At 29.0% G+C, this 22627-nt stretch carries 28 protein-coding genes; 22 read left to right on the top strand and 6 right to left on the bottom strand.

Annotated features, from left to right (window positions below; genetic code table 11):
- The first annotated feature begins 14 nt into the window (after nt 1–14).
- Both BQ5344_RS00635 and BQ5344_RS00630 read left to right on the top strand, forming a co-directional pair.
- The gene (locus BQ5344_RS00635; RefSeq protein ID WP_006805894.1) at nt 15–707 is read left to right on the top strand and encodes a GTP-binding protein; all 693 of its coding nucleotides are present in this window, start codon (nt 15–17) and stop codon (nt 705–707) included.
- Between the two features lie 34 nt (nt 708–741).
- On the top strand, nt 742–1758 hold the full coding sequence (locus tag BQ5344_RS00630) for an ATP-binding cassette domain-containing protein (protein WP_071123753.1): 1017 nt from the start codon (nt 742–744) through the stop codon (nt 1756–1758).
- Between the two features lie 243 nt (nt 1759–2001).
- On the opposite strand, the gene BQ5344_RS00625 is transcribed toward BQ5344_RS00630, so the two are convergent.
- The 5 genes from BQ5344_RS00625 to BQ5344_RS00610 form a co-directional block, all read right to left on the bottom strand.
- On the bottom strand, nt 2002–2778 hold the full coding sequence (locus BQ5344_RS00625; protein WP_235846082.1) for a helicase: 777 nt from the start codon (nt 2776–2778) through the stop codon (nt 2002–2004).
- A 285-nt stretch (nt 2779–3063) separates the two neighbouring features.
- A complete protein-coding gene (locus BQ5344_RS00620) occupies nt 3064–4242 on the bottom strand; it encodes an MFS transporter (RefSeq protein WP_071123752.1) in 1179 nt (392 codons plus the stop codon).
- A 29-nt stretch (nt 4243–4271) separates the two neighbouring features.
- Nucleotides 4272–4349, bottom strand: a complete 78-nt coding sequence (locus BQ5344_RS12570; RefSeq protein ID WP_407936213.1) for a Fic family protein — start codon at nt 4347–4349, stop codon at nt 4272–4274.
- Between the two features lie 20 nt (nt 4350–4369).
- The gene (locus tag BQ5344_RS00615) at nt 4370–5059 is read right to left on the bottom strand and encodes a YoaK family protein (protein WP_026746853.1); all 690 of its coding nucleotides are present in this window, start codon (nt 5057–5059) and stop codon (nt 4370–4372) included.
- 70 nt (nt 5060–5129) lie between these two features.
- On the bottom strand, nt 5130–5819 hold the full coding sequence (locus BQ5344_RS00610) for a response regulator transcription factor (RefSeq protein ID WP_071123751.1): 690 nt from the start codon (nt 5817–5819) through the stop codon (nt 5130–5132).
- Nucleotides 5820–5989: 170 nt separating this feature from the next.
- Between BQ5344_RS00610 and ahpC the strand changes: the two genes are divergently transcribed.
- From ahpC to BQ5344_RS00550, 13 genes are all read left to right on the top strand, one after another.
- Nucleotides 5990–6556: an alkyl hydroperoxide reductase subunit C gene (gene ahpC, locus BQ5344_RS00605; protein ID WP_071123750.1), complete on the top strand. Its 567-nt coding sequence runs from the start codon at nt 5990–5992 to the stop codon at nt 6554–6556.
- A gap of 34 nt (nt 6557–6590) precedes the next feature.
- The gene (locus BQ5344_RS00600) at nt 6591–7223 is read left to right on the top strand and encodes a thioredoxin family protein (RefSeq protein ID WP_071123749.1); all 633 of its coding nucleotides are present in this window, start codon (nt 6591–6593) and stop codon (nt 7221–7223) included.
- Between the two features lie 317 nt (nt 7224–7540).
- Nucleotides 7541–8197: a TraX family protein gene (locus tag BQ5344_RS00595; RefSeq protein ID WP_071123748.1), complete on the top strand. Its 657-nt coding sequence runs from the start codon at nt 7541–7543 to the stop codon at nt 8195–8197.
- Between the two features lie 34 nt (nt 8198–8231).
- On the top strand, nt 8232–8891 hold the full coding sequence (nth, locus tag BQ5344_RS00590; protein ID WP_071123747.1) for an endonuclease III: 660 nt from the start codon (nt 8232–8234) through the stop codon (nt 8889–8891).
- Between the two features lie 79 nt (nt 8892–8970).
- Nucleotides 8971–10455: a D-alanyl-D-alanine carboxypeptidase family protein gene (locus BQ5344_RS00585; protein ID WP_071123746.1), complete on the top strand. Its 1485-nt coding sequence runs from the start codon at nt 8971–8973 to the stop codon at nt 10453–10455.
- 235 nt (nt 10456–10690) lie between these two features.
- Entirely contained in the window at nt 10691–11443 is a 753-nt protein-coding gene (kdsB, locus tag BQ5344_RS00580) for a 3-deoxy-manno-octulosonate cytidylyltransferase (RefSeq protein ID WP_071123745.1), read from the top strand.
- Nucleotides 11444–11470: 27 nt separating this feature from the next.
- Nucleotides 11471–12913: an alpha-amylase gene (locus tag BQ5344_RS00575; protein WP_071123744.1), complete on the top strand. Its 1443-nt coding sequence runs from the start codon at nt 11471–11473 to the stop codon at nt 12911–12913.
- A gap of 118 nt (nt 12914–13031) precedes the next feature.
- Complete coding sequence (locus BQ5344_RS12250) at nt 13032–13175, top strand: hypothetical protein (protein ID WP_021769549.1); 144 nt, start codon at nt 13032–13034, stop codon at nt 13173–13175.
- Between the two features lie 83 nt (nt 13176–13258).
- Nucleotides 13259–14401, top strand: coding sequence for a glutamate 5-kinase (gene proB, locus BQ5344_RS00570; RefSeq protein WP_071123743.1), 1143 nt, complete (start codon nt 13259–13261; stop codon nt 14399–14401).
- Between the two features lie 82 nt (nt 14402–14483).
- Entirely contained in the window at nt 14484–15269 is a 786-nt protein-coding gene (locus tag BQ5344_RS00565) for a hypothetical protein (RefSeq protein ID WP_071123742.1), read from the top strand.
- 21 nt (nt 15270–15290) lie between these two features.
- Nucleotides 15291–15878, top strand: a complete 588-nt coding sequence (locus tag BQ5344_RS00560) for a hypothetical protein (RefSeq protein WP_071123741.1) — start codon at nt 15291–15293, stop codon at nt 15876–15878.
- A gap of 30 nt (nt 15879–15908) precedes the next feature.
- Entirely contained in the window at nt 15909–17165 is a 1257-nt protein-coding gene (locus BQ5344_RS00555; protein WP_071123740.1) for a glutamate-5-semialdehyde dehydrogenase, read from the top strand.
- 366 nt (nt 17166–17531) lie between these two features.
- Nucleotides 17532–17975: a hypothetical protein gene (locus BQ5344_RS00550; RefSeq protein WP_071123739.1), complete on the top strand. Its 444-nt coding sequence runs from the start codon at nt 17532–17534 to the stop codon at nt 17973–17975.
- A gap of 403 nt (nt 17976–18378) precedes the next feature.
- Here the strand turns inward: BQ5344_RS00550 and BQ5344_RS00545 are convergent, their stop codons facing one another.
- Nucleotides 18379–18603 (bottom strand): heavy-metal-associated domain-containing protein, encoded by a 225-nt coding sequence (locus BQ5344_RS00545; protein ID WP_071123738.1) that lies wholly within the window; start codon nt 18601–18603, stop codon nt 18379–18381.
- Between the two features lie 233 nt (nt 18604–18836).
- On the opposite strand from BQ5344_RS00545, the gene BQ5344_RS00540 reads away from it, so the two are divergent.
- The 7 genes from BQ5344_RS00540 to BQ5344_RS00510 all read left to right on the top strand — a co-directional run bounded on the left by BQ5344_RS00540 (nt 18837) and on the right by BQ5344_RS00510 (nt 22600).
- Complete coding sequence (locus BQ5344_RS00540; RefSeq protein ID WP_071123780.1) at nt 18837–19463, top strand: class I SAM-dependent methyltransferase; 627 nt, start codon at nt 18837–18839, stop codon at nt 19461–19463.
- A gap of 180 nt (nt 19464–19643) precedes the next feature.
- Nucleotides 19644–19862 carry a translation initiation factor IF-1 gene (gene infA / locus BQ5344_RS00535; RefSeq protein ID WP_006805851.1) on the top strand — a complete coding sequence of 73 codons (219 nt, stop codon included), beginning with the start codon at nt 19644–19646 and terminating at the stop codon, nt 19860–19862.
- Nucleotides 19863–19883: 21 nt separating this feature from the next.
- Nucleotides 19884–19997, top strand: a complete 114-nt coding sequence (rpmJ, locus tag BQ5344_RS00530; protein ID WP_015770204.1) for a 50S ribosomal protein L36 — start codon at nt 19884–19886, stop codon at nt 19995–19997.
- Nucleotides 19998–20192: 195 nt separating this feature from the next.
- On the top strand, nt 20193–20558 hold the full coding sequence (gene rpsM / locus BQ5344_RS00525) for a 30S ribosomal protein S13 (protein WP_021768414.1): 366 nt from the start codon (nt 20193–20195) through the stop codon (nt 20556–20558).
- 31 nt (nt 20559–20589) lie between these two features.
- Nucleotides 20590–20979, top strand: a complete 390-nt coding sequence (rpsK, locus tag BQ5344_RS00520) for a 30S ribosomal protein S11 (RefSeq protein WP_015770205.1) — start codon at nt 20590–20592, stop codon at nt 20977–20979.
- Nucleotides 20980–21007: 28 nt separating this feature from the next.
- Nucleotides 21008–21595, top strand: coding sequence for a 30S ribosomal protein S4 (rpsD, locus tag BQ5344_RS00515; RefSeq protein WP_006805848.1), 588 nt, complete (start codon nt 21008–21010; stop codon nt 21593–21595).
- A 30-nt stretch (nt 21596–21625) separates the two neighbouring features.
- The gene (locus BQ5344_RS00510) at nt 21626–22600 is read left to right on the top strand and encodes a DNA-directed RNA polymerase subunit alpha (protein WP_006805847.1); all 975 of its coding nucleotides are present in this window, start codon (nt 21626–21628) and stop codon (nt 22598–22600) included.
- Nucleotides 22601–22627 lie beyond the last annotated feature (27 nt).

Below are 22627 nucleotides of genomic sequence, written 5' to 3'. Positions count from 1 at the left end.
AAAGGAGAAAAATTATGAATTTGATAATATTTTCAGGCCCACCATCATCAGGAAAAACAAGTGTTATTCTAAAAACAGTAGAAGCCTTAAAATCACAAGGAATGTCAGTTGGAGTAGTCAAATTCGACTGCCTTTACACAGATGATGACAAATTATACGCAAAAGCAGGAATCCCAGTAAAAAAAGGAATTTCAGGAGCTTTATGCCCAGACCATTTCTTCGTATCAAATATCGAGGAAGTTGTGCAATGGGGAAACAGTCTTGGACTTTCAATATTAATTACAGAATCAGCAGGACTTTGCAACAGATGTTCGCCATATATCAAGGACATCAAGGGAGTCTGTGTAATCGATAATTTATCAGGAATTAATACACCTAAAAAGATTGGACCATTATTAAAAGCCGCTGATATTGTGATTATTACAAAAGGGGACATTGTTTCACAAGCTGAACGTGAAGTTTTTGCCTCACGTGTGAACTCTGTAAATCCAAAAGCTGTAACAATGCACGTTAACGGGCTTACTGGACAGGGAGCATACGAATTAAGTACACTTCTTTATGAAAAAGAACTGGAAATAGACAGCGTTCAGGGAATGGAACTTAGATTTCCAATGCCATCAGCACTTTGCTCTTACTGCTTAGGAGAAAAGAGAATCGGTGAAAAATACCAGATGGGTAATGTCCGAAAAATGAATTTACAGCAATAAAAAAATAGATAAAAATAATAAAAAAGGAAAAAATATGAAAAATAACGATTTAATAAATAAATTGACTATTAGTGAACTTAGCAATAAATATCCCTTTGCAGAAAACTTTTTTACTGAAAACCACTTGCCTGTGGAAACTTTTCAGAATAAGACATTTCACGAGTTTATCGTAACTTTTGCAGAAGATAAAATTGAGGACTTTGCACTGGATGTGGAAAAAATTGAGGAAAGTCTTGTTGACTACATTGAGCAGATGAAACTTTTTTTGGGAATGGAAGAGGAAAATTCGATTGATATGCTTACAATTGTCGCTGGGCAAGATAAATCTGGGAATAAAGAGGGATTTGAGCGGCTTGATATTCATAAATCAGAAATTATTTCCATTGTAGGGCCTACAGGCTCTGGAAAATCAAGACTTCTTGCCGACATCGAATGGACTGCCCAGAAAGACACTCCAACACAGCGTCAAATACTTATAAACGGTGAACTTCCAGACAAAAAATGGCGTTATTCCTCAAACAACAAATTAGTCGCACAACTATCACAAAACATGAATTTTGTTATGGATTTATCAGTAAAGGAATTTCTAGAACTGCACGCTCAAAGCCGAATGATTGAAAATATTGACGAAACTGTGGAAAAAATCATTACCGCTGCAAACAATCTAGCTGGAGAGCAATTTGACTTAACTACTGCAATCACAGCCCTAAGTGGTGGACAATCCCGTGCTTTAATGATTGCCGACACAGCCATTTTAAGCTCATCTCCAATTGTCCTAATTGACGAAATTGAAAATGCAGGAATTGACAGGAAAAAAGCCTTGGAATTACTTGTTTCATCAGACAAAATCGTATTAATGGCAACACACGACCCAACATTGGCACTAATAGCAGACAAACGAATTATAATAAAAAATGGTGGAATCAGTAAAATTATTACAACAAGCCCTGAAGAAAAGAAAATTTTGAAAAAACTGGATGAAATGGATGATATTATTCAAAAAATGAGAAGTGATTTGAGAAAAGGGGAAATTTTAAAAAGTGATTTTTAATCAAGAAATTTGTTTTTAAAAATTAATAATAAAAGTAAATTAGGGAGAAATATTCAGAATTTGTTTATTTTCTCCCTTTTTAGATAGAGAGTAGAGTGAACTGGAACAACTGGAGAATTTGAAAAATTGAAACTATTTTTGCTGTTTTTTAAAAAAATTAATTTAAGAAATTAAATAAATATTTTTTGAAATTTATTGGGGTAAAAAGTTGTTTTAAAAATTCAAATTATATGTAATTATATTTTAAATTAATCCCATTAATGGCTTAAATATATTATTCATTTCTACAAATTCTTCATAAGTAATATCTGCCTTGTCATTAAAAATAATGTATATACCCTTTTCAAGTAACAGGACTCCCTTCGCTTTATTCTTAAGTTTTATCAAAAGCTCTTCCTTAGGTATTTTTATTAGCTTACTGTAACTCTCTTCATTGAAGTACATCACTGGAGATAATGTAAATAATACATCTCCCAGCATTCCTATGTTACAATTTTTCTCCTTCAGTTTTAAAAATTCAGGATTTATACTTTCTCCATAAGTTCTTGTTTCCGGAGTTCTTCCTTCCTCATAAGCACCATTATAAGCTACATATAAATCAGCAACATAAGGATCAAAAACATTTATCACCTTTGGAAGATCTTCATATATTATTTTTTTATAGTCTATCAACTTGTATGTTGTCTTAAATTCATAATGTAACTTATCCCAACATGCCGATAACATCCTTTCATCTCTCCAATCATATGAACCTTCTATTGAAACTCCTTTAGTTTTAACATTTTTAGCATCATAAAAACATATTAATTCTGTCCCAAAGTCAGGTGTTTCTGGAATTTTACTATCTTTCAATCCTAAAGGAGCTTCCAGTTTCGACAGTCCTTCCATAACTTTTTTATGCCTTTCTTCCATCGTTTCATTTACATCTACTTTTCTGTATATTCTGATAGTTCTTTCTTTATTTTCCATAAATTTAAATATCCTTTCAATTTCATTTTTCTGGTCTAACTCTGATTTCATCTATTATATTTTGATATCCTGAATTTCTATCCAGCCAGTCAGTAAATTTGGTTTTTGCCTCTTCCTTTGGAAATTCATATATTACTTTAATTTCTGGATTTTGATTTTTAGCTTCATTTAGTCTATCAAATGTTTTTATCGAATTTTTTCTTTATTTCTTCTTCAGAAACATTGAATTGAATATCAGTATTGTCTTTTTTTATATAAAAATACCCTAAACATCTTTTCTTCTTTAAGTTTTTTATTCTTTCAACATTATTTATTATTTTCATAACCAGTATTATTTTACGTCTTGATTCGAATAGATCTGTTAATTCTAAAAATTAAATACATAACCACAAAAATAACAACTGTAACATTTATCGCAAATAAATTAACAACACTAATTTTTCTTAATAATAAACTGGAAATAAATAATGTTCCGAATGAGAAAATCCTTGAAAAAAAAGACTTCATAGAAGTTATTGCACTTATTTTTTCTTTTGACAGGATTTTATTAAAGTGAAATTCAAAATAATAGTTAATTATAAAAAAAATTGTACACAATATTAAATATATTCCTGTAAATATAAGGTTATTTTTTAAAATTATTATATTTATTGTCAATAAAAATATTAAAATTAGGAGTAAATATAACTTTTTTGCAGTTATCATTAAAATATTCGTATTATATGCGATAATCACAATTATTTGAAACAGTACATACATAACAAAAAAATTCTTTTCTCCAATTCCTTTATCTAAAAAAAGTTTTTGCCATAACTGAAAATGGCTTTGGATAAAAATTTGTATAATTCCAAAGAATATAAAATAATATTTCATTACTCTTTTTTCTTTCAATTCAGAAATGCACTCGGCTATATGCCTTTTAAAAATTTGAAAGTTTATATTTTCATTTGCTTTTTTATTCTCATCGGAAAAAAATAAAGTTGTTAGAAATATATTGAGAAGTATCAAAGTAATAGAAATAAAATAAATATTTACACCTATCTTAAAATAAAGTAAAAATCCTATTCCTGAACCTAAAATAGAAGAAAAAGTCGAAATTTGCTTTTGATATTTTAAGAATTTTTGCAATCCAGTTTCATTATTTTTCAAACTATTTATTAAAACTACATCAATTGTTCCAGTTTCCAGTGCATTTGCTCCCCCATATATTACATATGCCACCGATAACCAAAATAGGCTTTTGGAAAAAATAATCAGAAAAAACGTTATAACCAAGGTAACTAATGATAAAATATAAACTTTTTTCCTTGAATATAAATCCGACATTACTCCGCTTGGAATCTCAAAAATAATCATTGAAAGGTTAAAAAAAGACTGCATTAGCACAATCTGCGACATTAACAAGCCTTTTTTCAGAAAAAGTACAGTCAGAATGGAATGTGGCATTGTGGAAGCTAAAAATAGTAAAAAGGTGCTAATATAGTAAACTTTGGTATTTTTATCTATAAGATTCATTATTTTTACCACCTTTCCAATCCCTTTTATCATTTAATAATTCTTTCCGATTTCCTGTATTTCTGATTTTTACTATTAGGTTTGTCGGGAATCGTCCTTTCAATCAATTTTGCCTCTAAGGCAGGATTTAAATAGTCTCCTTAAACATTATAATAAACACCGCAACCAGTAAAATACAGCAAGCAAGCAACGCTCCTATACCATATATTTTCACTAAAACTACACAAAGCATTGCCCCAATAAAGAAAAATCCATCTAATCCTAAATATATCCAGAAATTTTGTAAATACGACTTGTTTTCTGTATTTATATATTTAAATAAGTTCTCCATTCCGCTTCGTAAATTCCCAGTGCACATTGTTGTCGCTCCTGCCAGTCCCCTAATTTTTCTAAATCCTTGATATTGAATTGCGGCAATAAACGACATAATCATATTTACAACAATATTCCAATTTCCACTTGGAATGAATGAAATAAAAAACATTATTATAACTTGATAAAATATAACAATTTGCTGCCATCTAAAAATTCTATGTTTTTCAAATTTTACTCTAATAAATTCAGTAAATAATATTCCAAATGTGAAAACCAGAATAGGCATAAAATAATTAAAGGCTTTTCCAAAATCTCCCCTTTGTAAATTTATAGCAAGATAAACAACATTTCCTGTCTGTGCATTAGCAAGTACCTTTCCACGTGTAACAAAAGTATATGCGTCCATAAATCCTCCAACCATGCACAGCATCATTCCTAATCTAAATGTCTCTGGCGGATACTCCTCTCCATTAAAAAAAATCTTTTTTATTCTTTTACCCATTTTAAAAAACTTCACTCCTTTTTTATTTTTTTGAACCTCACATTTTTTATTCAATGATTTATTAAGAAAGTTATTTTTCTAAAATATCAAATTTATAGCCAACTCCCCAAATTGTCTTAATATTCCATTTCTCATGCTTATAATTGTCAAGCTTTGCACGAAGTCTTTTTATATGCGTATCGACAGTACGGCTTTCTCCAAAATAATCAAATCCCCATATTAAGTCCAACAAATTTTCTCTTGTAAAAACTTTGTTCTGATTTGTTGCAAGAGTCCATAAAATTTCTATTTCTTTCTTAGTCAACGAAATTATTTCATCGTTTATCTTTACCGTAAAATTATTCAAATCAATCTCAAGATTATCAAATGTAAAAATTTTTGTACTTTCATCATTTTTAGGTGTTATTCTACGTAAAATTGCATTTATTCTTGCAATTATCTCTCCAGGCGAGAAAGGTTTTACTATATAGTCATCTGCCCCTATTTCCAGTCCCATTATTTTTTCATAATCTTCTCCACGTGCTGTAATCATTATAATTGGAACATTTGAAAAAGTACGCACTTGCCTGCATACATCAAAACCATCTTTTTTTGGCATCATTACATCCAAAAGTATTATATCAAACTCATTTTCTTCAATTTCCTTTAATGCCGTTTCCCCATCAAAAACAGTACTTACAGTAAAATTATTTTTTTTACAGTATTCTGACAGTATAGAAACAATTTGTTTATTATCGTCTGCGATTAATACTTTATACATATTATCCTCACTTTTTATTTTTATTCTTATAAAATTTTATCATAATTTCTTTGAAATACAAACATTAAATTTTATTTGACAAAATAATTTTTTATGGTATAATGTAATCAAGAAATATTTGTAATCATTTCAAATTAAAAACAATAATATTATTAAATTAGGAGGAAGTTATGTCGTTAATAGGAAAAAAAATTGAAAATTTTACAGCTCAAGCTTATCAAAACGAAGAATTTAAAGAAGTGAGCTTTGAAAAGGATATGTTAGGAAAATGGAATGTTTTCGTATTTTATCCAGCTGACTTTACATTTGTGTGTCCAACTGAATTGGAAGATTTAGAAGACCATAGAGAAGAATTGGAAAAATTAGGATTTAATGTTTATTCAGTAAGTACTGATACTCACTTTACTCACAAAGCATGGCACGATCACTCAGAAGCAATCGGAAAAGTTAAATATGCAATGATTGGAGATCCTACAAAAGCTATTTCAAGAGAATTTGAAGTATTAAACGAAGAAAGTGGACTTGCATTCAGAGGAACATTTATCGTAAATCCTGAAGGGAAAATCGTTGCTTATGAAGTAAATGACGAAGGAATCGGAAGAGATGCATCAGAATTAGTAAGAAGAGCAAAAGCTGCAAAATTCGTAGCTGATAACCCAGGATTAGTTTGTCCAGCAAAATGGAAAGAAGGAGAAGCTACTTTAAAACCAGGATTAGATTTAGTAGGTAAAATTTAATAATTTTAAACTTAATAAATTAAAAGGAGGTAAAATGGCTTTATTAGATAGTAATATTGTAGAACAGTTAAAAGGTTATTTTGATAAAATTAATGGAAATATTGAATTAGTTGCATTTTTGAATGATAGTGAAAAATCAGCTGAATTAGATAGCTTCTTACAAGAAGTTGATGCAATTTCTGGAAAAGTAAACTATGTAAAAAAATCATTTGACAATGATAAGGCTGACTTAGAAAAAGCAAACCTTACTCGTCCAACATCTTTTACAATTTTAAAAGATGGGGAAAATACTGGAATTAATTTTTCAGGTATTCCTGGAGGACATGAATTTAACAGCTTTATTCTAGCAGTTTTGGGACTTGCAGGACTTGGGAAAAAACTGGAAGGAGAGCAGCTTTCAAAAGTTGAATCAGTTAATAAGCCTGTAAACATTGAAACATTTATTTCATTATCATGTACACATTGTCCAGATGTAGTTCAAGCTTTAAACCTAATTTCAACAAATAATAAAAATATTACAACAACAATGGTAGACAGTGCAGTATTTTTTGAAGAAGCAAAAGAAAAAGATATTCAGGCAGTACCAGTTGTATTTATAAATGGAGAACAAAAATCAGTTGGTGCAAAAACTATTGAAGAATTAATAACGCTTGTTGCCAACGCATAATTATGCAAAATATAAAAACAAAATAAAGAAACTTGATTTATCTAAAAATTTGGGAGAAAAAATTAAACTTGTATAAAAAGTGGCTGTCTCATAATACTAATTTTATGAAACAGTCTCTTTTTTTTGACAAAAAAATTCTTGAAATTAGATTGAAAAAATGATATGATTAAATATAATGAATTTTATAAAATTTGTTAAAATAAAGGCTTTCATAAATAATAAAAGCATAGTTTTTTAAAATTAAATTAAATTTATTATTTTTAAAAGTTAAAGAATAAAAATTTTTAAAATGTAAATAATTGGATTTAGGAGATGATTTGAGTTTATTTATATTAAAAATAATTGGATTAATCACGATGTTTGTAGATCATTATCAGGTTATGATTGGTGGAAGTGAGATTCTGAGAGTTATTGGAAGGCTTTCCTTTCCAATATTTGCTTTTACGTTGAATGAAGGGTATGTACATACTCGGAATTTGAAAAAGTATTTGCTGCGATTATTTTGCTTTGCGGTAGTTATTCAGGGTCTTTTTATTTTATGTGCAGATGGTAGGGATATAAATATATTTTTTACATTATTTTTGGGACTTTTTACAATTTGTATTTTAAATTTAAAAAAGAGCTGGATAAAAGAACCATTTATGAAAATTATAAAAGCTATTTTAATCATATTTATATTGTATTTTTCTCAGAAAATTAATCTTGATTATGGTGCGTATGGAATTCTATTAATAATGATTTTTAATATTTTTAGGAATAATAATCTTAAAATATTAATCAGTTTTCTCACTTTAAATATTTTTAATTTGGTTTTTCCAAATGTTTTTCAAATTGTTCATACACAGATTTTTTCATTAATTTCATTAATTTTTATTTTTTTGTATAATGGGGAAAAAGGAAGAAACATAAAATACTTTTTTTATTTATTTTATCCAATACATTTTTTTATTTTAGGGATAATAAAGTTTTTTTAGAAAAAATAATTTTATAAGTTTTTGGAGAGGTAAAATGACAAAAAAGGAAAGATTGAAAAAAGTATTCCCAATATTAGAAAAAAAATTTGGTGTTCCAAAAGCTGCTTTGGAATTTGAAACTCCTTATCAACTAATGGTTGCAGTAATTTTGTCAGCTCAGTGTACTGATGCACGAGTAAACATTGTTACAAAGGAACTATTTAAAGTTGTAAGAGAGCCAAAAGACATAAGAGAAATGAATTTGGGAACGCTGGAAAAATATATAAAATCAACTGGATTTTATAAAAATAAGGCAAAAAATATAAAATTAAATGCTGAAATGATGTTGGAAAAATATAACGATGTGATTCCAAAAGAACTGGAAAAATTAATAAAGTTACCAGGTGTAGGGAGAAAAACAGCAAATGTAGTTTTAGGGGAACTGTGGAATATTCGAGAAGGAATTGTTGTAGATACTCATGTTAAAAGATTGTCAAATCTCATAGGATTTGTAAAAAGTGACAATCCTGAAATTATTGAGCGGGAATTAATGAAGCTACTTCCTAAAAAACATTGGTTTGTATATTCACATTATATGATTTTACATGGACGTGATAAATGCGTTGCTAGAAGACCTAAGTGTGATATATGTGAAATTCGAGATTATTGTAAATATAATTTAGATAATTTGAAAAATAGCAAAGTTGGTAATTAAGAAATTAATCATAGAAAAAATTTTTAGATTGTTAGATAATTGAATAATTTTTAAAAAAATATAGATAGAAAGGAAAAGAATGTATAAGAAAGTAAAAAGAGTTTTGGTTTTGGGAGTATTAGCGTTATTTGCAGCTTTAGTTTATGCGGAAGGAGAGCAAGAAACAGGTACAGTGTCTCCAAAAGAAAGTAATGTTACTGTTAGAGAAGAAAAGTCTAAAAGTTCAACAAGCTCAACTGCAAAAGAAAATACAGGATCTAATGAAATTGAGCAGGCAACAAAACGGGGAAATGAAAAGCATTCTAGACATAGTAAAAAGAAAAACCATACATTACAGTCTGAAGAAATTGGTGAAAATTTTGAGAATCAAACAGGTTCAAAAAATAATAAAGAAAAAGAAAATGATAAAAATAAGACAGCTAAAAAAGATGATAAAACAGTACCAAAGAAAAAACTTGTGCAGGCAATAGAACATGAGCATGAAGGAGTTTCGCACTATTATGGTGAAGTTATAAAATTTATTGCAACGACAGATGGAAATGTTTTGAAGGAAAAAATGTCAAGACAAAAACATCCCATTGCGTCACTTACAAAAGTTATGAATATTCTTGTAGCACTTGATCAAGTTGATAGAGGTAACGCAAAATTAGATGATAAAGTATGTTTTACACCACAAATAGTAAATATGGGAGGAAGCTGGTTAAATGCTAAAGCTGGAGATTGTTATACATTAAAAGACTTGCTTCGTGCAGAAATTATCTATTCAGCAAATAATGCTGCATATTTGGTGGCACATCATATTTCAAAAGGGAATCTTGATAATTTCGTAAAATTAATGAATGATAAAGCAAGAGAGCTTGGAATGAATGATACACGTTATTATACTCCAGCAGGATTGCCGACTTCGATGACTAATAAAAATATGGATATTTCAACAGCTTATGACATGTATTTGCTTGGAAGAAGAGCTGTAAGAGATGAAAGATTAAGAGCATGGATGAAAGAATCTGAACTTGTATTGCAAAATTCAGAAGGAGAAGATGTAGTCTATAACAATAGAAATCATTTACTTGATAAATTTGGAATTTATGGATTGAAAACAGGATTTCATGCACAAGCTGGGTATAATATGATTGTTTCGAGTAAAATTGGTAATTTGGAAATTATATCAGTTACACTTGGAAACAAAACTGATGATGCAAGAACCGAAGATCAAAAGCAAGAATTTACAAAGCTAGAAGGACGTATGATACCAGTTTACAAAGAAGGACAAGAAATCGGAAGCAAATTTAAAATTAAAAATGCAGAAAAAAAAGAAATAAAAGGTATTTTATCGAGTAATGTGTATCAACTTGATAATACAAATTATAAATTTAAAATAAAAGATTTAGAAGTTACCGCTGAAAAAGAAGGGATTGCCAAAGGCGATGTAATTGGGAAGCTTGAAGTGTTATCAAATGATGATAAAGTTGTGGGAACAGTTGATATTGTAGCACAAAATGATTATAAACAATTATCATTATTTGGAAAAATATTGAGATTTATAACTTTTGGATTAGCATAAAAATTTTAAAAATAAAAGTTGAGCTGTTTAGAAAATTAAATGGCTCATTTTTTGTTTATCTGATAAATATAATGTAATTTAAATAAAAATATGGTAAAATATATTTAAACTTATTTAAAATTGAACTAATAAAAATTGAATAAATTTAATACTAAAAAAGTATAGTTTTAAGTTTAGTTTTAAAAGAGTATTACTACGATTTTATAAAATTATTGAAAAAAGGAGAAATATATTTATGAAAATATTGGGAGTGATACCAGCAAGATATGCGTCCAGCAGGTTTGAAGGGAAACCGCTTAAGGATATTTGCGGGCATACTATGATTGAATGGGTTTACAAAAGAGCAAAAAATGCGGATATTGATGAGATTGTTGTCGCTACAGATGATGAGAGGATTTTTAAGGTTGTAGAAAAGTTTGGAGGAAATGTGGTTATGACAGCTGAAAATCATCAGAATGGAACTTCCAGAATAATAGAAGTTATAAACAAAAGTGAGTATGAAAATTATGATTTTATTATAAATATTCAGGGAGATGAGCCGTTAATTGACATTGAGTCAATAAATATTTTAGCAAATAATTACAGAAATGAAAAATCAGAAATTGTTACATTAAAGCAGGAAATGAAATCTCAAAATGAAATTGAAAATCCAAATCATGTAAAAGTTATTACAGACTTTGATGATAATGCCATTTATTTTAGCCGTTCAGTAATTCCTTATGAGCGTGATAAGAATAATAGCCAAAATATTAAATATTTTAAACATGTTGGAATTTATGGATATACAGCGAAATTTTTAAATGAACTGAAAAATTTAAAGGAAGGTGTTTTGGAAAAGATAGAATCGCTTGAACAGCTTAGATTTATTGAAAATGGATATAAAATAAAAGTTTTAGAAACTAAGTCGCAGGTAATAGGAGTGGATACACAAGAGGATTTGAAAGAAGCTGTTAAATTTATAACTGAAAATGGAATAACATTAAAATAAATAAAATATTGTAAAAAGGAGGAAATTATGGAAAACGGAGTAATGATACAGTACTTTGAATGGAATTTGCCGAATGATGGGAAACATTGGCAAAGATTAAAGGATGATGCAAAACATCTAAGCGAAATTGGTGTAAGCGGAGTGTGGATTCCGCCAGCATATAAAGGAACTTCACAATTTGATGTGGGATATGGTGCCTATGATTTATGGGACTTAGGTGAATTTGACCAGAAAGGAACTGTCAGAACGAAATACGGGACAAAGCAGGAACTGATTGAAGCAATAGAAGAACTTCATAAATACAATATAAATGTATATTTGGACGCTGTTTTGAATCATAAGGGCGGAGCTGATGAAACAGAGAATTTTTTGGCGATAGAAGTTGACCCTGAAGACAGAACTGTGGAAATAACCGAGCCTTTTGAAATAGAAGGATGGACAAAGTTTACTTTTCCTGGAAGAAATGATAAATATTCTGCATTCAAGTGGAATTATAATCTTTTTGATGGTGTGGATTTTGATAACAAAACTGGTAAAACAGCAATTTATAAAATTGTTGGTGAAAATAAGGACTGGGATGAGGGAGTTGACTCTGAACTTGGAAATTATGACTATTTGATGAATGCCGATATTGACTTTTCACATCCTGAAGTGCGTGAAGAAGTAATCCGATGGGGTAAATGGGTTGTAAATGAGTTAAAAATTGATGGATTCAGAATGGATGCCGTAAAACATATAAAAGATGAGTTTATAGCTGAATTTTTGACACAAGTAAGAGCAGCTTATGGCGAAGAATTTTATTCTGTTGGAGAATACTGGCGAAATGATTTGGAAAAGTTGAAGGAATATCTGGATAATGTTGGTTATAAAACTGATTTATTCGATGTTGGGCTTCATTTTAATATGTATGATGCATCTAAAAAGAAAAAGGATTATGATTTAAGAGAAATTTTTGAACATACGATAGTGGCAACAAATCCGATGGCAGCTGTAACATTTGTAGATAATCATGATTCACAAAAGGGAAGTGCTTTAGAATCACAAGTTGACAGCTGGTTTATTCCTCATTCGCATGCTATAATATTATTATCAAAAGATGGCTATCCATGCCTGTTTTATGGCGATTACTACGGAGTGGGAGGAGAAAAAAGCCCGCATCAATGGATAATTGACAAACTTCTGGAAGTACGAAGAATCCATGCTTATGGAGAACAAATAAATCATCTGGATAATCCAAATGTAATTGCAATTCAAAGAACAGGAAGAGATGAGTGGACGGGCTGTGTAGCCGTACTTTCAAATTCTGAAGAGGAAGAAGAAATACAAATTGAGCTTGGAAAAGAGCGAGCTGGACAAGTTTGGCAGGAAGTTACAGGTAGTGGATATGAAGACATTGTAATAGATGAGGAAGGAAATGCTAACTTTAAAGTTGAAAGTGAAAAAATTTCTGTTTGGATACAGAAAAGTTAAGACTAAAATACTAAAACTATTTATTATTGTCAAAGAAATAAATAAATTTAAAAAGTTAAAATATATTAAATCTTTTTAGGTTAATTTAAATAAAAAACCAGATTGAGAGGTAAGACAAATGAGAAAAATTAAAATTATAGGAGCAATAATTGCGTTAATGATGAGTTTGAGTTCTTGTACAGCAGTAGCATTGGGAGCAGGAGCAGTTGCTGGAGGATATACTTGCTTGAATACAAATCTTTGTAATAAATTGAAAAAATAATTTAAGGTTGTAAGGGCATGTTTAATGCCCTTACGTTAAAAAATGAGCTACATAGAAATGTTTAAACAGGAGAATAGGAAAAAATGAGAAATAGTAATACAAGAGAAGAAATTTTAGACAATATACAGAGGATAGTTGTGAAAGTTGGAACTTCTACACTTACAACAGAGGATGGTCATCTAGATATTGAAAAGATAAAGAAAATTGTACTAGAACTAAGTAATTTACAAGATAAAGGGTATGATGTAATACTTGTGACTTCTGGTGCAGTTGGAGCTGGAATGGGACTTCTTAATATAAGCGAAAAGCCTAAAACTTTGGCAGAAAAGCAGATGCTGTCAGCAGTTGGGCAAGTTTCACTTATGCAAATTTATCAAACTCTTTTTAAAGAGCATAATAAGATAATCGGACAATTATTGTTGACAAAAGAGGAATTTTCCAATAGAAAAAGATACTTGAATATGAGAAATGTTTGTAATGCTTTTTTGAAAAGGAAAATTATACCAATTATAAATGAAAATGATGCAATTGTGTCTAATGCATTGAAAATAAAGGTTGGGGACAATGATACAATGTCAGCGCTTGTTTCGGGATTAATTGATGCTGATTTACTTATAATTTTGTCGGATATTGATGGGCTTTATAATAAAAATCCTAGAAAATATGAGGATGCGAACCTGATTCATATGGTTGGAGATATTAATGAAGACATAAAGCAGATGGCAGGTGCAGAAGGTTCAAAATTTGGAACTGGCGGAATGATAACAAAAATCATCGCTGCGGAAATGGTAACAAAAATTGGAACAAGCCTTGTAATTGCTAGTGGAGATGATCCTAAAAATATAACTAGAATAGTTGAAAAAGAAAATATAGGAACACTTTTTGTGAAAAAAAATAAAAAAATTAGTCTAAGAAAATACTGGCTGGCATACGGACCTAATAAGGAAGGTTCGTTAACAATTGACAATGGTGCAAAAGTAGCATTAAAGAATGGAAATAGTTTATTGTCTGTTGGGATAAAGTCTGTTGAGGGGAATTTTGACAAGGGGGCAGTTATCGAAATAGAAGATTTAGAAGGAAAAGTTATCGCAACTGGAATTTCAAATTATTCATCAGAGGAAATAAACCTTATAAAAGGCATAAAAAGTGAAAATATAGAGGAAATGCTGGGCTACAAATATGATGACGCTGTGATTCATATTGATAATGTGGTTATTAGAAAATAAAAATAAAAATAATAAATTTTATTTAAAGTATTTAGCGTACAAGAATCAAAAACTTTTAATAAAATAGAAAGCGGGACGATTTATGAGTTATGAACAACCTAAAAAAATAGTAGGAATGAAACTTTATCTTAAAATGCTTACATTGGCAAATTTTTTACTGTTTAACTTTTTTTTGATAATATTTATAAAACTTTTTGTGAAAAATCTGTCTGATGCTGCTGAAAGAGGGAAACTTCTAGGCGCTATAATAGCAATAACATTAATAGGTTTATTTTTAATAATATTTGCTTATGTTTTGCCGTATTTTATAATAAAGAAATATGAAAAAATATCTTTTTATGAAGATGGATTTGCTATTGGAAAAAATGAAAAAATTCTTTATGAAAATTTGGAATATTTTTTTATTCCGAATGTAATGAGACCAAATACATTTTTGGGAATATGGTATAAAGATAATAATGGAACTTGGAAAAATATAGCGGCGGCAGGTTATCCATCTAATGCCTTTGACTTGTTTCAGCAAGATTTTGTTAAAATTAACTATCCAAAAGCTATGAGAAATATTGAAAATGGTGAACCAGTTGAATTTTTATTTAATAATCCAAAAAAATCTATAATGGCGTTGGCTCCTAAAAAGTATATATCCAAAAAATTGGAACAAGCATTGAAAATAAAGGTTACAAGAGAAGCCTTGACTTTGGATAACGAAGTTTATAATTGGAATGACTACAATATAAGCACAATGGCTGGAAGAATAAATATAACAGATAAAGCTGGAAATAAAATATTGCATTTGTCAGACAAAGCGTTGATTCATAATACAAATTTATTAGAAACAATAATTAATACTTTCGGAGCGAATGAGTGAAAAAATGAAAGGGAGAAGTAAGTGAAGAGTGAAAATATTTTTAATAAAAATGAAAATAAATTATACACATTTCTTGGTGGATTTTTAGGCTTTATAATTGCAACTGTACTTTATTTTTTTGCGGCTCAAAATAATATAAGACATATTATAGTGATGTTTTTAGGTGTGGGAATTATAGATATTGGAGTTATATTTGGAAATTTTTTTGGTAAAAAAAGAAAAGAAAAAGCTAAAGAAATTACTGACTCGAATGAAGGAGAAAAAATAAGAAAAGTAAAAAAAAGTAAGTTTAACAATTTGTATGATGAATTAGAAATAACTATTTTTAGTGTAGTTATTATATATATTTTTTCATATTTGGCAATATATTTGTCAGAAGTGTTAAACTTAACATTAATTTTTAAAAAGCAATATCCAGATACAAAATTTTTTGATATTTTAATGGAAGTTATGACAAATATTTTTAATATTGACTGGGCTAGGCGATATTTAATAATTTACTGGATTTTTTTAACTATTTCTGCAGTTATGTTTATAATAGCTATATTTAGAACGAGAAAAATAAAAAAGATGAAGGATAGGAATAGAAAAGCTGGAGATCTTTTTTAGAAATTAGATAAATTAAGAAATGAGGGAAGTATGAATTATATAGAAGAACTTGGGAAAAAAGCAAAAGCCGCTTCAAGGGAGCTTTTGAAAATTGGAACAAAAACAAAAAATGATGTATTGTTTGCAATTGCAGATGAATTAATAAACAAAAAAGAAGAAATAAAGGCTGCGAACAAAATAGATATGGAAAATGGTAAGAAAAATGGAATGGCATTTTCCTTGCTGGATAGAATGGAGCTTACAGACAGCAGAATTGAAGGAATGGCTCAAAGTCTGCGTGAAATGGCTATGTTTCCAGATCCAATTGGAGAAGTCGTTACAGGATGGAATCATAAAAATGGAATGAATATTGCTAAAAAGAGAGTTCCCCTTGGAGTAATCGGAATGATTTACGAATCTCGTCCAAACGTTACAGTAGATGCGGCAGGACTTGCAATAAAATCTTCAAATGCGATAATTTTACGTGGGTCAGAAGATGCCCTGAATTCAAATATTTATTTGAATAATTTATTAAATAGGGTTGCAGATGCTCACGGATTGCCAAAAAATACAGTTCAACTTGTAGAAAAGCCAGAAAGGGAACTTGTGAAGGACTTAATTCGTGCAGATAAGTATATTGATGTAATTATCCCAAGAGGGGGAAAAGGATTAAAAAGATTTATCATAGAAAACGCAACAATTCCAATGATAGAAACAGGTGCAGGAATCTGTCACATCTTTGTGGACGAAACAGCCGATATAAAACAGGCATTACCAATTATCGAAAATGCCAAAGTACAACGTCCAAGCGTATGTAATGCCATTGAAACAACACTTATCCACGAGAACATTGCAAAAGCAATCTTGCCAGAATTAACAGAAATGCTTTTAAAAGATGGTGTGGAGCTAAGGTACAGCAAAGAAGCATTAGAAATTGTTGGAAACAGAAATGATGTAAAATTGGCAACAGAAGAAGATTTTGGGGCTGAATATCTAGATTTAATAATGTCACTAAAATTAGTTAAAAACATAGAAGAAGCAATTGAATACATAAATAATCATGGAACGCACCATTCTGACTCAATTTTGACAAAATCTATAGAAAATGCTGAAAAATTCCTAAACGAAGTAGATTCAGCCAACGTTTATTTAAACGCTTCAACAAGATTTTCCGACGGAGGGGAATTTGGCTTTGGTGGAGAAATTGGAATTTCCACACAAAAACTGCATGCTCGTGGGCCTATGGGAATAAGAGAGCTGACTACGACAAAGTATGTGATTAGGGGAGAAGGTCAAATAAGGGAATAGTAAGAAAAATAATATAAATTTATGAAAAAGTCTGATAGTAAGAAATATATGTTGGAAAATGTATTGAAACACAAAGGATAATAACAAATGTTGGTATGGTGTTGTTTGTATTGATTTATTAACAAGTGAATTTAAAAATAATAAAATAGTATTTTGTATAAAAAAAGATAGAAAAGTTATGAATTTATCAACAGAAAATGAACTAACTATAAAAGATAAAATAAGTCGTGTGGATGAATCTGAATGTATATTGGAGTAAGATATTCGTTACAAAGAGAAAATTGATTATGAATATATGATAGAGAACTTTTAATAAGAAATAAAAATATAATTATAAATTAAAATTTTAAAATTTAGGAGGAATTTATGAAAAAATATGATTTGAATTTAAAATTAATGCATTCAAACGAATTAAAACATATCAAAATTACATTTGAATCAGAAGACAATAATGAGTGGAGAGTTGAAACTCAAAATATTAAAGGAAAGTTTGAAAAAAAATTTAATTTGGGAGATATCTTCGATTTAAAAGATTATGAAACTAAAGAAAATTTTTTAAATGAACTTTTTGAGTATATCCATTCAGATAATTATCCTGATTTTGATTATGAATATTTATACAATACTAAAAAATTATTGATAAAGTTTTTTGAGAGAATGTATCAGATTGAAAATAAAGGATGTGAAAATTCGGATGGCTCAATAAAAGAATATAATGAAAATGAATTTAAAGAGTTAATGAAATCAATTCAAGAATATCAGCATGAATCCGTAGAAAAAATAAATGAGTTAGATAAAAAATTTATATAAAATTTAAAAGATGATAAAGAGCAGTAAAATTGTTCAATATCATCTTTTTTATTTTATAAAAATTTGTAATTTATTAAAAAAATTAAAAAATAGATATACAAACATTTCAAAAAATGATATAATTTTAGCAATCCTTGAGAAAGGAGGTGCATTACGATGAGAACGTTATTGATAAAAATCTTAATTGTAATTTTATTACAGATAGTAATAATTTTAATTCAAGAATTTTGGAAATAACGAAAAAAGAGAGCTTACTTTGGGGGTTAGCTCTCTTTTGATTTGTACATTACAATGAGAATTTTTATTCTTTTACATCATTATTATAACATTTTATAATAAAAAAATCAACTCAATTTAAAATAAATTTTTTAATTTTTTGTAAATAAATAGTTAATAAAAAAAATTAAGAAATTTCTGTAACATCCTTCACTTTATAATGTCCAGCACCATTTACCACATCTGCTATCAGCAAATCGTCAACTTCTTCGTTTAAAGTAACTTTTGCATTTTTATTAGAAAGGTTTACTTCCACATTTTCCACTTCTGGCAGTCCGTATAAAACATCTTCTACTTTTTTAGCACAGTTTTCACAATGCATTCCTTCTATTTCAACAAGTTTTTTAATCATTTCAAAACCTCCATAAAATTTTATTTTTATTTATACACAAAATTTTAAATTAATAGTTTTGTGTTAAATTTATTATATAAAAAAATTGAAAAGAATGCAAGGAATTTTGTATGTGCAATAATTTTAAGAGAGAATTGTTTTTTAATAAAATATGTGTAAGATAAAAAATGGCATATAACTGTGAAAAATATGCTATAATAATTATAAAAACAGAAAATTTAAGAGGTGAAAAAATGAGCCATTACTTTTCAGAAAAGCAGGAAGTAAAATCGGATAGAAAAATAATAAAATATGAAATAAAAAATAAAAAATTTGAGTTTGTAACAGATAATGGAGTATTTTCAAAGACAAAGGTAGATTTCGGAACTGATGTTATGTTAAAAGTTTTTTTGAGAGAAAATTTGAATAGGAAAAGTCAAAAGTTTGATGTGCTGGATATTGGTTGTGGATATGGAGTTGTATCAGTTGTTATAAAGTCTTTTTTTGAAAATGCTAGAACTGTTTCATCAGATGTGAATGAGCGGGCATTGGATCTTACTAGGGAAAATCTTTTAAAAAATGGAGTTGTAAAGGCTGAAAATGACGATTTTGAAGTGAGAAAATCTTTTGTATTTGATAATATTTCTGAAAAGTTTGATGTAATTTTGTCTAATCCACCAATTCGAGCTGGAAAGCAAACAATTTTTCAAATTTATGAACAAAGTTTCGAGCATTTAAATGAAAATGGAGAATTTTATTGTGTAATTCAGACAAAGCACGGAGCGAAAAGTACACAGAGAAAGCTGGAAGAAGTTTTTGGCAATTGTGAAACTCTCGAAATTAATGCGGGGTATAGAATTTTTAGAAGTGTTAAGAAATAGAAAAGTGTAAAATAAAAATAATTGACAAAAGAGTACAAATACTGTATTATGATAAGGTAAATAAAAAGTGTTAGTTGTTTTTTGTTTTTTATGTAAAATTAAATATCAAAAATAAATGCAAAAAAACTGGACATTTATTTATTTTTTTGTTATAATAGAAAGGATCCGAGGTGATTATTTATGGCAAAACAGGATGTTCTTGAGCTGGAAGGTGAAATAATTGAAGCATTACCAAATGCAATGTTTCAAGTAAGGCTTGAAAATGGACACGAAGTTTTAGGACATATCTCAGGGAAAATGAGAATGAACTATATAAAAATTTTGCCAGGAGATAAGGTGACGGTGGAAGTTTCTCCGTATGACTTGTCAAGAGGCAGAATTGTATATAGAAAAAAATAAAAGTTGGAAGGAGGGTTTTTAGTGAAAGTAAAAGCTTCAGTAAAACCTATTTGTGACAAATGTAAAATTGTTAAACGTCACGGAAAAGTAAGAGTAATATGCGAAAACCCTAAACACAAACAAATACAAGGATAATTTTAAAAAACAGATTAATAAACCTAAAAACATTTTTATTAAAATATATATAGATTAAATTAAGATACAAAGACACTATGGATATTTAAATAAAGATTGTAAAGGTATGTTTAGCTGTAGAGCTTATTCCTTATATTATGTATGTGAGGGCATATTGAAGAAGATTAAAAATATCAAAACGAGGAGGAAAAAAATTTGGCTAGAATAGCAGGAGTAGATATTCCAAGAAATAAAAGAGTAGAAGTTTCTTTAACTTATATTTTTGGAATTGGTAGAAGCACTTCAAACAAAATTTTAGGAGCAACTGGTATCGACAGAGATACTAAAGTAAAAGATTTGACAGAAGAACAAGTAGCACAATTGAGAAACGCTGTAGAAGAGTACAAAATTGAAGGTGAGTTAAGAAAAGAAATTAGACTTAACATCAAACGTCTACTTGATATTAAGAGTTACAGAGGATTAAGACATAGAAATGGATTACCTGTAAGAGGACAAAAAACTAAAACAAATGCAAGAACTAGAAAAGGGCCAGTTAGAATGGCAATTGCTAAGAAAAAATAATAAACTATTAAGTTAAAGGAGGAAACCATAAGTGGCAAAAAGACCAGCAACTTCAAAAAAGAAAAAACTAAAAAATATTCCTAATGGAATCGCATATATACATTCTACTTTTAACAATACTGTTGTTACTATAACAGATTCAGAAGGTAAAGTAGTAATTTGGAAATCAGGAGGAACTTCAGGGTTCAAAGGAACTAAAAAAGGAACTCCATTTGCAGCTCAAATAGCAGCTGAACAAGCAGCTCAAGTTGCAATTGAAAACGGAATGAAACAAATCGAAATCAAAATAAAAGGACCTGGATCTGGAAGAGAAGCTTCTATAAGATCAATACAGGCTACTGGATTAGAAGTAACAAGAATAGTTGATATAACTCCAGTACCTCATAATGGTGCAAGACCACCTAAAAAGAGAAGACCGTAATTTTATAAACTAAGGAGGAAAAAGATAAATGGCAAGAGATAGACAGCCTGTGTTAAAAAGATGTAGAAATCTTGGTTTAGATCCTATTGTTTTAGGGGTAAACAAAAAATCAAATAGAAATATTAGACCAAATGCAAATAGAAAATTAACTGAATACGGAACACAACAAAGAGAAAAACAAAAAGTAAAATTTGTTTATGGAGTAATGGAAAAACAATTTTATAAATTATATGAAGAAGCAACAAGAAAAGAAGGAGTAACAGGGGAACTTTTACTTCAATATCTTGAAAGAAGATTAGATAATGTAATTTACAGATTAGGATTTGGTGCTACAAGAAGACAAGCAAGACAAATCGTAAGTCACGGACATATTTTAATTAATGGAAAAAGAGTAAATATTGCATCATATAGAGTAAAACAAGGTGATGTAATTACTGTTAAAGAAGATTCTAAAGAATTAGCTTTAATTAAAGAGTCTGTTGGACAAAAAACAGTTCCAGGATGGTTATCACTTGAAGAAGGAGCTTTGACAGCTAAAGTGTTAGAAAATCCAGGAAGAGATGCAGTTGACTTTGAAGTTGACGAAGCGATGATTATCGAGTTCTACTCTAGATAATAATATTTTAATCGGAGGAGATGAATTAGCTTGTTAAATATTGAAAAAATAGCTAAAAATGTAAGATTAACTGAAGAAAAAGAAGATAATTATACAGCAAAATACACACTAGAGCCTTTATACAGAGGGTATGGAAATACTATTGGAAATGCACTTAGAAGAATATTGTTATCCTCAATTCCAGGAACTGCAATAAAAGGAATTAAAATTGAAGGTGTGTTAAATGAATTTTCTACAATAGAAGGTGTAAAAGAAGCAGTTACAGATATTATTTTAAATGTGAAAGAAATAGTAGTTGAAGCTGATGAGCCTGGTGAAAAGAAAATGACACTTTCAGTAAAAGGACCAGCTGTAATTACAGCAGCAGATATCCATGTAGAACCTGGATTAAGAATTATAAATCCTGAACAAGTTATTATGACTGTTACAACTGATAGACAAATTGACATAGAATTTCTTGTTGATTCTGGAGAAGGATTTGTAGTTTCTGATGAAATTAATACTGATGGATGGCCAATAGGATATTTGGCAGTTGATGCGATTTATACACCTATCAAGAGAGTAAATTATAGTGTTGAAGATACGATGGTTGGACGTGTTACAAATTATGACAAGTTAATTTTGGAAATTGCTACAGATGGAAGTATTGAAATTAAAGACGCTTTATCTTATGCAGTAGAGTTATTAACTTGGCATTTGGAGCCGTTTACAAATATTGGAAACAGTATGAGCAAATACAGAGATAGTGAAGATGAATTAGCAGAAGCTGATGCTGAAAATGAAAATAATATTGAAGATATGAAAATTGAAGAACTTGACTTTACAGTACGTTCTTATAACTGCTTGAAGAAAGCAGGAGTAAATACAATTTCAGACTTAACTTCAATGACATATAATGAATTATTGAAAATTAAGAATTTAGGGAAAAAATCACTAAATGAAATTATCGATAAAATGAAAGAACTTGGTTATGATTTAGGTGATAATCAAAGTAATGATGAGTAATCATATAAAATTAAACTAGAATTTAGA

The organism is Leptotrichia massiliensis (genome assembly GCF_900104625.1).
In the GTDB taxonomy this organism is placed as follows: Bacteria; Fusobacteriota; Fusobacteriia; order Fusobacteriales; family Leptotrichiaceae; genus Leptotrichia; species Leptotrichia massiliensis.
Note: the sequence above shows the minus strand (reverse complement) of the source record. Positions and strands in the feature narration are given on the sequence as shown.

What these genes read in the sequence shown, in the direction of transcription:
- BQ5344_RS00635 (WP_006805894.1), top strand. Translation starts at nt 15, where the DNA reads ATGAATTTGATAATATTTTCAGGCCCACCATCATCAGGAAAAACAAGT.
- BQ5344_RS00630 (WP_071123753.1), top strand. Translation starts at nt 742, where the DNA reads ATGAAAAATAACGATTTAATAAATAAATTGACTATTAGTGAACTTAGC.
- BQ5344_RS00625 (WP_235846082.1), bottom strand. Translation starts at nt 2,778, where the DNA reads ATGAAATCAGAGTTAGACCAGAAAAATGAAATTGAAAGGATATTTAAA.
- BQ5344_RS00620 (WP_071123752.1), bottom strand. Translation starts at nt 4,242, where the DNA reads ATGAATCTTATAGATAAAAATACCAAAGTTTACTATATTAGCACCTTT.
- BQ5344_RS00615 (WP_026746853.1), bottom strand. Translation starts at nt 5,059, where the DNA reads ATGGGTAAAAGAATAAAAAAGATTTTTTTTAATGGAGAGGAGTATCCG.
- BQ5344_RS00610 (WP_071123751.1), bottom strand. Translation starts at nt 5,819, where the DNA reads ATGTATAAAGTATTAATCGCAGACGATAATAAACAAATTGTTTCTATA.
- ahpC (WP_071123750.1), top strand. Translation starts at nt 5,990, where the DNA reads ATGTCGTTAATAGGAAAAAAAATTGAAAATTTTACAGCTCAAGCTTAT.
- BQ5344_RS00600 (WP_071123749.1), top strand. Translation starts at nt 6,591, where the DNA reads ATGGCTTTATTAGATAGTAATATTGTAGAACAGTTAAAAGGTTATTTT.
- nth (WP_071123747.1), top strand. Translation starts at nt 8,232, where the DNA reads ATGACAAAAAAGGAAAGATTGAAAAAAGTATTCCCAATATTAGAAAAA.
- BQ5344_RS00585 (WP_071123746.1), top strand. Translation starts at nt 8,971, where the DNA reads ATGTATAAGAAAGTAAAAAGAGTTTTGGTTTTGGGAGTATTAGCGTTA.
- kdsB (WP_071123745.1), top strand. Translation starts at nt 10,691, where the DNA reads ATGAAAATATTGGGAGTGATACCAGCAAGATATGCGTCCAGCAGGTTT.
- BQ5344_RS00575 (WP_071123744.1), top strand. Translation starts at nt 11,471, where the DNA reads ATGGAAAACGGAGTAATGATACAGTACTTTGAATGGAATTTGCCGAAT.
- BQ5344_RS12250 (WP_021769549.1), top strand. Translation starts at nt 13,032, where the DNA reads ATGAGAAAAATTAAAATTATAGGAGCAATAATTGCGTTAATGATGAGT.
- proB (WP_071123743.1), top strand. Translation starts at nt 13,259, where the DNA reads ATGAGAAATAGTAATACAAGAGAAGAAATTTTAGACAATATACAGAGG.
- BQ5344_RS00565 (WP_071123742.1), top strand. Translation starts at nt 14,484, where the DNA reads ATGAGTTATGAACAACCTAAAAAAATAGTAGGAATGAAACTTTATCTT.
- BQ5344_RS00555 (WP_071123740.1), top strand. Translation starts at nt 15,909, where the DNA reads ATGAATTATATAGAAGAACTTGGGAAAAAAGCAAAAGCCGCTTCAAGG.
- BQ5344_RS00550 (WP_071123739.1), top strand. Translation starts at nt 17,532, where the DNA reads ATGAAAAAATATGATTTGAATTTAAAATTAATGCATTCAAACGAATTA.
- BQ5344_RS00545 (WP_071123738.1), bottom strand. Translation starts at nt 18,603, where the DNA reads ATGATTAAAAAACTTGTTGAAATAGAAGGAATGCATTGTGAAAACTGT.
- BQ5344_RS00540 (WP_071123780.1), top strand. Translation starts at nt 18,837, where the DNA reads ATGAGCCATTACTTTTCAGAAAAGCAGGAAGTAAAATCGGATAGAAAA.
- infA (WP_006805851.1), top strand. Translation starts at nt 19,644, where the DNA reads ATGGCAAAACAGGATGTTCTTGAGCTGGAAGGTGAAATAATTGAAGCA.
- rpsD (WP_006805848.1), top strand. Translation starts at nt 21,008, where the DNA reads ATGGCAAGAGATAGACAGCCTGTGTTAAAAAGATGTAGAAATCTTGGT.